This window comes from Pseudomonas sp. MM211 (genome assembly GCF_020386635.1).
Lineage (GTDB): Bacteria > Pseudomonadota > Gammaproteobacteria > Pseudomonadales > Pseudomonadaceae > Aquipseudomonas.
In genome coordinates, this window is sequence record NZ_CP081942.1 from 2425090 (window position 1) to 2435004 (window position 9915).

General features: G+C 59.9%; 5 protein-coding genes. All 5 read left to right on the forward strand.

Annotation, left to right across the window (positions count from 1 at the left end; translation table 11 throughout):
* Positions 1 to 10 precede the first annotated feature (10 nt).
* The 5 genes from K5Q02_RS11085 (at position 11) to K5Q02_RS11110 (ending at position 9905) form a co-directional block, all read left to right on the forward strand.
* Entirely contained in the window at positions 11 to 5653 is a 5643-nt protein-coding gene (locus tag K5Q02_RS11085) for a YDG domain-containing protein (protein ID WP_225839175.1), read from the forward strand.
* A 301-nt stretch (positions 5654 to 5954) separates the two neighbouring features.
* Positions 5955 to 6383 carry a disulfide bond formation protein B gene (locus K5Q02_RS11090; RefSeq protein ID WP_225839176.1) on the forward strand — a complete coding sequence of 143 codons (429 nt, stop codon included), beginning with the start codon at positions 5955 to 5957 and terminating at the stop codon, positions 6381 to 6383.
* Positions 6380 to 7048, forward strand: a complete 669-nt coding sequence (locus tag K5Q02_RS11095) for a DsbA family protein (RefSeq protein WP_225839177.1) — start codon at positions 6380 to 6382, stop codon at positions 7046 to 7048. The genes K5Q02_RS11090 and K5Q02_RS11095 overlap by 4 nt, the downstream gene beginning before the upstream one ends.
* Positions 7049 to 7125: 77 nt before the next feature.
* Positions 7126 to 7581, forward strand: coding sequence for a methyltransferase family protein (locus K5Q02_RS11100; protein WP_225839178.1), 456 nt, complete (start codon positions 7126 to 7128; stop codon positions 7579 to 7581).
* A 623-nt stretch (positions 7582 to 8204) separates the two neighbouring features.
* Positions 8205 to 9905, forward strand: coding sequence for a ShlB/FhaC/HecB family hemolysin secretion/activation protein (locus K5Q02_RS11110; RefSeq protein ID WP_442963983.1), 1701 nt, complete (start codon positions 8205 to 8207; stop codon positions 9903 to 9905).
* The last annotated feature ends 10 nt before the right edge of the window (positions 9906 to 9915 follow it).

The window sequence follows — 9915 nt, forward strand, 5'->3', positions numbered from 1 at the left end:
GGAGCACACCATGAAGCGGGCTTCGTTGAACCATCTTTACCGTCTGGTCTGGAGCGATGCCGATCAGGCATTCGTCGCTGTAGCAGAACATTCCACCTCACGCGGCAAGCGCGGCGGCGCCATCGGTTTCCTCGCCGCTGTCGGTCTGCTGGGCAGCGGTATGGCCCTGGCGGCCGATCTTCCGACTGGCGGAGCCATCGTCGGTGGCAGCGGCAATATTTCTCAGAACGGTAGCCATATGGTTATCGATCAGCACAGTGGCAAGCTGGTTACCAACTGGAATAGCTTCGATATCGGCAGCGAGGCCAGTGTCACGTTCCACCAGCCTGGCGTCGACAGCATTGCCCTGAACCGCGTGATCGGTGGCGGCAATGCCAGCCAGATTCTCGGCAAACTCGATGCCAATGGCCAGGTGTGGCTGCTCAACCCGAACGGCGTGGTGATCGGCAAGGGCGCCGAGGTCAACGTCGGTGGGCTGGTTGCCTCTTCGCTGCAGATCAGCGACCAGGATTTCCTCGCCGGTAAAACCACCTTGAACGGCGGTGCCGGTGCGGGCGCAGTGCTCAACCAGGGCACCATCAATGCAGCGCAAGGTGGCGTGGTTGCTTTGGTCGGCCCCCAGGTTGGCAACAGCGGGATAATCCAGACGCCGGGTGGCAGCACGGTAATGGCAGCTGGCGACAAGGTGACACTGGACTTCCAGGGCGACGGCCTGGTCGGTGTCAACATCGAGCGTGGTGTGCTCGATGCTCTGGTTAAAAACGAAGGTCACATCAGCGCCGACGGCGGCCTGGTGGCGTTGAGTGCGCGATCGGCTGATGCTGCCTTGAACAGCGTGATCAACAACACCGGCATCATCGAAGCCAACGGCCTGGTGGAGCGTGGTGGGCGCATTCTTCTGGATGGTGATGCCGAGGGTGGCCTCACGCAAATCGCAGGTACGCTCGACGCTTCCTCCGTGCATGGCAAGGGCGGCGACATCGTCGTGACGGGCGAGCGTATCGCCATTGCCGATGCGCAGCTGGATGCCAGCGGCACCGCAGGTGGCGGCACGATCAAGGTCGGCGGCGGCTGGCAGGGCAAGGATGCCAGCGTGGCCAATGCCTCGCAGGTGACGGTCGAGCGCAACGTGAAGGTCAAAGCCGACGCGACCCAGGCCGGTGATGGCGGCACGGTGGTGTTCTGGTCGGACGGTGACAACCGTTTCGCGGGCGACATCTCGATCCGTGGTGGTGAGCAGGCAGGTAACGGCGGCAAGGCTGAAGTCTCTGGCAAGCAAACGCTTCAGTATGCGGGCAAGACCGACGCGCGTGCAGCCAAGGGGCGTACGGGTGATCTGTTGCTTGATCCGACCACCATCACCGTTTCCGGTGGCAGCGGCACCAGTGGCGACTGGTCGAACGGCAGCGGTGCCGTGACGGTGTACGAGAAGACGCTGGAGGAGCAGACGGCCAACGTGCTGTTGCAGGCCACGGATAGCATTCGTTTCGCCGATCTGAATCTGAATAGCGGCGATGGCACGATCACCATGCAGGAAGATGTCAGCTTCCGTGCCGAGGTGCTCAACAGCGGCAATACCGCTACGTCCATCAGCTTCGCTAACAAAGACAACACGCTGGAGGTTTCCGGGAACGGCAGCATTTACATGCAGGCTGGGGGCACCCGTACGGGGTCTATAAACGGCGTGTTCAACCTCGTCGCCAAGGGCACAGGCGTGAACCCTGCTCTTGCTGATCTGCCAGATCATGATGTCGATGTAATCGGGAGTGGTACGCCAGGTGCCGGTAGCATTACTTTGCTTGGTGCCGATGGCTTGACCATCGCTGGCTCACTGTCCACCGAAGGCGGCTATATACGACTGTCCAGCGATTCTGACACTGGTGGCCGAGGCGATTTGAGTATCACCACTCCAATCACCACGCACGGCGGCAACCTGTATCTATCGTTCGGCGACACTACGCGCGGTTCTAATACCTACAACAGTGTAGCCACGCTGAGTGGAGACATAACCCTCGGTACAGGCCGCCTATATTTTGGTGATGCCATGGGTACCAAGGGGCTTGGTACCTCCACTGGTGAAAAACAGTTGGCTGGTCTCCTGAGCTTGAGTGGCGATGTAAATTTCAGCACACCGCTAACAATGAAAGGAGGCGCCTCGGTATTTACCGACGGCGCAATCAACTTCACCAGCACGGTCAATCTGGACACTGGCACTGACCTGCTGACCCTGCGCGCCAACAACGTCGACTTCAGCCAGGCGACCTTGCAGAACCTGTCCACGGCAAGTATTCGCCTGGAGCCCTACGACGCGACGACCAATATCCAGCTGGACAGCAGCAGCGGCAACGCTGGTGGCGGCATCTTCCTGGATGCGAGCGCGCCTGCGACCGATATCAGCAAACTGGTGGGAATCAAGAACCTCACCATCGGCCGTGCCGACGGTACAGGTACCACGACCGTTGAAGCTTCCGGCTTTGGCTTCAGCGCCAACAACAACCTGACGCTGCTCAACGGTGATATCCAGATCGATGGCGCGCTGCGCAACACTGACTCCAGCGGACACATCATCGCCCAGGCTGGCACCGGTGATATCGTCATTGGCAGCAGCGGCACAGTCACCGCTCAGGGCAGCGGTGACGCCGTCGTATTGGTCGCCGAGCGTAACCTCGTCAACAACGCGGGCGCGGGCGCGCTGGTTGCCAACAATGGCCGCTGGCTCACCTATTCCAGCAGTCCTCTGGATGATACGCGTGGCGGCCTGGATGTCGCTTTCAAACAGTACGCCGCGCAGTATGGCGATACGGTGCTGGGTAGCGGCAATGGACACCTGTACAGCTATGCACCGAAGGTGAAGGTTGAGCTGCAGGGAGAGGTTCGCAAGACCTATGACGGCGACACCGCCGCGACCGTCAACAATGCAAACTTTGACATGAGCGGCGCAATCGATGGCGACACCATCGACGTGCTCTCGTTTGGTAATGCCTATTACACCGACAAGAATGCCGGCGCCGCAAAGGGCGTAACGGTAGACGACGTCGAGGTTTCCGAGGCGACCAATGGAAACGTCAAGGTGTACGGCTACCAGGTCGACGCCTCCAGCGTAAGTGGTGATGTGGGGCAGATCGACCGCAAAACCCTGACCGCGACCGCCGACGTAGCCAACAAAACCTACGACGGCACTACCACTGCTGACCTGAGCAACATCTCGCTGGTTGGCATCGTAAGTGGCGACCAAGGCAAGGTCACCGGCACTGGCGATAAAGGCGCGTTCATCGACAAGAACGCAGGCCAGGACAAATCGGTTACCGGCTCGGGCATCGCGCTGACCGGCGATGAGGCGAACAACTATGCATTCGATACCGATGCGCAAATCGGCACCGCCGACATCGACCGCAAAGTGCTGACCGCGACCGCCGACGTAGCCAACAAAACCTACGACGGCACCACGGTTGCTGATCTGAGCAATATCTCGCTGATCGGCATCGTCGACGGTGATGAAAGCAAAGTGAACACCAGTGGTGGCACCGGCGCCTTTATCGACAAGAACGCAGGTCAGGACAAATCGGTCTCCGGATCGGGCATTGCGCTGACCGGCGACGAGGCGAACAACTACGCATTCGACACTGATGCACAGATCGGCACCGCCGACATCGACCGCAAAGTGCTGACCGCGACCGCCGACGTAGCCAACAAAACTTACGACGGCACTACGGTTGCTGGCCTGAGCAATATCTCGCTGATCGGCATCGTTGACGGTGATGAAAGCAAGGTGAGCACCAGTGGTACCGGCGCCTTTATTGACAAGAACGCAGGTCAGGAAAAATCGGTTACCGGCTCGGGCATCGCCCTGACCGGCGACGAGGCGAACAACTACGCGTTCGATACCGATGCGCAAATCGGCACCGCCGACATCGACCGCAAAACCCTGACCGCAACCGCCGATGTGGCCAACAAAACCTACGACGGCACGACCACCGCTGACCTGAGTAATATCTCGCTGATCGGCATCGTCGACGGTGATGAAAGCAAAGTGAACACCAGTGGTGGCACCGGCGCGTTCATCGATAAGAACGCAGGTCAGGACAAATCGGTGACCGGCTCGGGCATCGCCCTGGCTGGCGACGAGGCGAACAACTATGCATTCGACACCGATGCGCAAATCGGCACCGCCGACATCGACCGCAAAACCCTGACCGCAACCGCCGATGTGGCCAACAAAACCTACGACGGCAGCACGGTTGCTGACCTGAGCAATATCTCGTTGGTTGGTATCGTCGATGGTGATCAAGGCAAAGTCACCGGCAGTGGCGACAAAGGTGCTTTCATCGACAAGAACGCGGGCGAAGGCAAGTCTGTTACCGGCTCGGGCATCGCCCTGACCGGCGACGAGGCGAACAACTACGCATTCGACACCGATGCACAGATCGGCACTGCGGACATCGACCGCAAAACCCTGACCGCAACCGCCGACGTGGCCAACAAAACCTACGACGGCACCACGGTTGCTGACCTGAGCAATATCTCGCTGATCGGCATCGTCGATGGCGACCAGGGCAAGGTCACCGGCAGTGGCGACAAGGGCGCGTTCATCGACAAGAATGCGGGGCAGGACAAATCGGTTACCGGCTCGGGCATCGCCCTGACCGGCGATGAGGCGAACAACTACGCATTCGACACCGATGCGCAGATCGGCACCGCCGATATCGACCGTAAGGTGGTGACTGTCAGGGTTGATATTGCCGACAAGCCGTACGACGGCAGTAGCACGGCCATCATCCGGGATATCACTGTTGACGGTATCGTTGTCGGCGATGCTGTCGGTGCAACGGGGAACGCTTCGTTTGAAACACCGACGGCGGGCCAAGGGAAAACTGTAAGCGTTACCGATTTGCAACTGCAGGGTGGCGACGCATCCAACTATCTGTTGGCTGATCAGCCAGTGATCGGCGTCGCCAGCATTCAGCCGCCATTCTTCACACCGGTTGGTTTGATCAATGCACCGGAAGGCGTTAATGGCACTGGCGTAGCGGTTAAGCGGCCTGATAATCAGGTGATCGTGGAGGGCCAAGCCACTGTTCAGCCGATTCTGTCTACGGCGCTGTTCAGCGATACGCCCAGCCTAGCAACGACCCCAGCAAGCATCGGCATGGGTGACGCGTTGGTTCTTCAGGATGCTGTTCTAACTGGTAACGGCAGGATGAGCCTGGCGCTGCTCGATGGTCGCTCAGAGCCCGCAGTGCGTAAAAGTCTGGCAATTTATCGAACCCGTTCGGGTGAGCCGCTAAGTGCAGAAGGTCAGTACGCCGCGACTGACATGGGCAATAGCATCACGCTGGAACTGGCCGATACCGGAAGCCGCCAGGCGCCTGTGCTGCAACGCTCTGGCTCCAGGTCGGTGGAGGGGGTCGTCACGTTGGCCAATGGGCAGCTGTTGAACCTTCAGGTAACGGTACTGAGCGATGGTGTGCTGATGGTTCAAGTGCCGCTTATGGCCAGCGATATCCCTAGCGATGAGCTTGCTGCATACGGTCTTGCGGTAGCCAAGAAACGCTTGGGAACCAGCGTTCGCAATATTGAAACCGTCGTGGTCGAGCACGCGTTGAGGCAGGCCAAGGTAGTGGCGGTGAAGTCGATGGAGGTGGTTAGCCGCTAAAACACTGCCCTGATGCCCTCACCAAAGGCATCTCGTACCTAATACAAAACCCCTGCACTTAGCCACGAGTCAGGGGTTTTGTATTTTTGGGGCAGTTTATCGGGCCAAGTACGGGCAGAGCACTTTCGGCGTATTGCAGGTGGCGAATCGGCGCTCGCATTCAGAGAGGCAGCGAAGATAGCGGGGCGTAATCAGCCTCCAAAACAGTTGACTCTGTAGTCGCTACAGCCTTTATGTTGCCCGCCATCATTTGGCAGCAGCGCAAGTCGTTGCCTGCTGTGGCCAGCAATACGGGATGTGTATGAACCACCTCAGGTCTAGCGTTTGGTCTCTGTTACTCACTGCTTGGCTATTGGCGCTGCTTGCCACGCTGGCGGTGCTGTTCGTTGGTGAGGTCATGGGGCAGGTTCCCTGCAACCTGTGCTGGTTTCAGCGTGCCTTCATGTTTCCGCTGGTGGTCATCCTGGGGGTCGCCTGCTACCTGTCCGATGCGGGTGTCTGGCGTTATGCCCTGCCTGTCGCCATCGCCGGTCTGCTGGTCGCGCTGTACCACAACCTGCTGTATTTCCGAGTCATCCCCGAAGCCATCAAACCCTGCGGCATGGGCCCGTCTTGCTCTGGCGCCGACATGACGGTACTCGGCAGCGTGCCGTTGCCTTTGCTGTCCCTTGGGGTCTTCAGCTTGATCGCTGTTCTACTTTTGCTCGTTCGCCGGAGGTCAGTTGCATGAGTCGCCGTATCGTGGTCGTTGCCGTTATCGTCCTTGCTGTCATTGGCTTCGCTCTTGCCGGGTTTCTCTATCCGAGAGAAGAGGCGCCTGTCTACCAGCCAGTCCCGGCTGATACAGGAGCCACCGAGGCACCGCGCGCTGCGAACCTGGTGCGGTTTCATTCACCGAGCTTCGGCCCAGCCAATGCGAGCGTGACAGTCGTCGAGTTTTTCGACCCCTCATGCGAGGCGTGCAGGGCGTTCTATCCAATCGTCAAACAGATGATGGACAAGCACCCAGGGGATATCAGGCTGGTTCTGCGCTATGTGCTCAACCATAAGGGCTCGGAAGAAACCGCACGGATCATCGAGGCGGCGAGAAAACAGGATCTGTTCATCCCGGTGATCGAGGCCGTGCTGGATTCTCAGCCTGCCTGGCATGACGACCCTCAGGTCATTGCCGCCTGGCAGGCAGCGGAGCGTGCCGGGCTGGATGTGCCGAAGGCGCGTGAGGACATGATGTCGGCCGACATTAACGCCGCGCTGGAGAAAGATACTGCTGACGCCCAGCGCCTGGGCGTACGCGGCACGCCGACGTTCTTCGTGAATGGCCGACCGCTCACCCAGTTCGGTGCTCAGCAGCTTTACGACCTGATCAGAAGCGAGCTCGACAAGAGCGCTCGATAATTACCTTGTGGGTACGGCTGGAGGATGTCCACGGTTCCCAAGGGGCTGTCTGATTACGAGGCCAAGGAGTTTTCAAGATGGATTTTCTGAACAACCGTTTCCCGCCTGTGCTTGTTGCCTGCGTGTTTGCAGTGCTGATATGGCTCAGTTCGGCGGACGCGTTTGGCCATGTTTCAGCGGCACGACTGGTTATCGCCTTGCCGTTATTACTGTTGGGCGTCGCGGTCTGCCTGGCAGGGGTAAACAGCTTTCGTCGAGCGCGCACCACCGTCAACCCGCTGGTACCGCAGGAGGTTACCAGTCTGGTCAGCACCGGCATCTATCGGCACAGCCGCAACCCGATGTATCTGGGCTTTGCTGTCGTACTGCTGTCGTGGGCGATCGTTCTCGGCACGCCACAAGCGGTCATCGGCGTAGTCGGGTTCATCGTCTACATCAACCGCTTCCAGATCGCACCGGAGGAACGTGTCTTGTCGGAGCGCTTCGGGGCGTCTTTTACGGGTTATCAGGCCCAGGTGCGGCGCTGGATTTAGCTAAAACGGTACGAGGTGGCTCAGCTGCGCGCTTGCATAAGGGGTGTAACTTCAGCAGACGGCACATCGAGAATCTGGCCGCTCCTCCACATTGCACTGGCCACAGCGTAGGTGCTGGTTCCGGAGGATAGCGTCGGGCCGTCACCACGCTCGAACACTCGCGCCATGATACGCCGCTCGCTCGTTGCCGTAGCCCATCGAAGGTTGATTCCGTTCGGGCATGGATCACCAAGCCCTTTGCCGCTGACTTAATAGGCGTAGATACGGGCGAGCAAATATCACGCCCGTGGTGATGCACGTTTACAGTGAAATGCGCACCGCACTGAATAATGAGGCCAGCTTCGATACCTAACGCTTTCTTCACCGCGTTGGATGTCTTTAGGCATTCGAGCCCGCTTTGTTCTATCGAGGGAGCTGCGCGATGTTCAGCGCGGGCTTGGCTGCTCGCGTGCCTGAAACGATTCGCCCAGCGGACAGGAATGCGGTCGTAGTTCGCAAGAGACTGTAACAAGCCAACCGCCTGGTCGGAAAATGAGCAGTACATCTCATGTCGTTTTTTACGGTACTGGCAGAATGCCGCCCATCGTCAGGGATGCTCTTATTTTCTCCAGGTACGGATTTTCATGCGCTCGTATTTCCCCTTGTTTCTCATGGCCGCGCCGTTCATGGCCCTCGCCCAGACTCCGCCTGCGAACCTGCCTTCGCCGCTGACCCAGGATTTGATCCGCGACCGCCAGGAGCGCCTGCTGCAGGAGCAGCAACAGCGTTTGCAGGAGTTGCAGCAGTTGCCTGGGCGTACGGTCGAAGCGCCTGCCGAGGCGCCGCCCAGCGATGAGCGCTGCTTCGCCATCGAGCAGATCGAGATCAGCGGCGCTACCTCACTGTCAGCCGTCGACAAGGCCCAAATCCTCGCGCCATTCGCCGACGATTGCCTGGGCGTTAGCCAGCTCAACGGCCTGCTCAAGGCGCTGACCGACCACTACATCGACCGTGGCTACGTGACCACTCGGGCCTACCTGCCGCAGCAGGATCTGTCGGCGCGTACGCTGAAAGTCGTAGTGGTCGAAGGCCGCCTGGAAGGCTTGGACAGTTCCGCTCTGGCCAGCGACCGTGAATTGGCCATGGGCTTTCCCGGCACCGTGGGCGACGTGCTCAACCTGCGCGAACTGGAGCAACTGGTGGATAACCTCAACCGCCTGCCGTCGCGGCCTGCCCAACTGGAGCTGGTGCCTGGCGAGCAGGTCGGTGGCAGCCGGGTGCAACTCAAGGGCGAGCGCAGCAAACCGTGGCACGCCAATATCAATCGCCACAACGATGGCCAGCGCAGCACCGGCGAGCAGCAGTGGGGCTTGGGCCTGACCTGGGACAGCCCGCTTGGCCTGGCCGACCAACTGAGCCTGCGTGCCAGCCGCGATGCCGTCAGTGACAGCTTCCGTCATTCCCATGCCCAGAGTCTGTCCTACAGCATCCCCTACGGCTGGTGGCGCGTGGACTACAGCTACAGCCAGAGCTACTACCGCACCCTGGGCCAGACCGCTGATGGCTTTCCCTTTGAGACCGACGGTGACAGCCAGCAGCACGCCCTGCGCGCCGAGCGTGTACTGCACCGTGACAGCGTCAGCAAGACCGCCTTCAACACCGGCGTAAGCCATGTCCGCACCAACAACTTTATCCTCGGCAACCGCATGGATCTGTCCAGCAACCGCCTCAGCGAATGGCAATTGGGCTTCAACCATGGCCGGCGTATCGGCAGTGCGTTCGTCAACGCCGATATCGGCTGGCAACGCGGCATTGGCGCCTTCGATGCCCAGGGCAACGGCGACCCTCGTGGTGACCAGCCCGTGGCGCGCTACAACAAATACAGCCTGACCCTCAGCTACCTGCAGCCTTTCAGCCTGTGGGGCGAGCGCTTCAGTTTCGACAGCCTGGCCACCGGCCAGAAAAGTGAAGACGTACTGTTTAGCTCGCAACGCATCAGCATTGGCGGGCTCAACTCGGTACGTGGCTTCAAGGATCAGTCCCTGTCGGGCGACAGCGGTGGTTACTGGCGCAACCAGTTGCGCTGGACCCGCCCCGTCACCTGGGCGCCGCTGCAACCCTTCGTGCAGCAATACGGTATGGCGCTGGCCTACGACGTTGGCGTTATCCAGCGCGGCGAGCACAACGGCCTCGCCAGCGGCCGCATGAGCGGCAACGCCGTGGAGTTCAGCGCCCGTGGTGAGCACCTGGCCGCCGCCGTGACCTTCGCCCATTCCCTGGAACGCCCCGATGTGATCACCGAGCGCGAGCGCCCGGTGCATTTCCGCGTCGACTTCTTCTTCTGATTTCCTGATT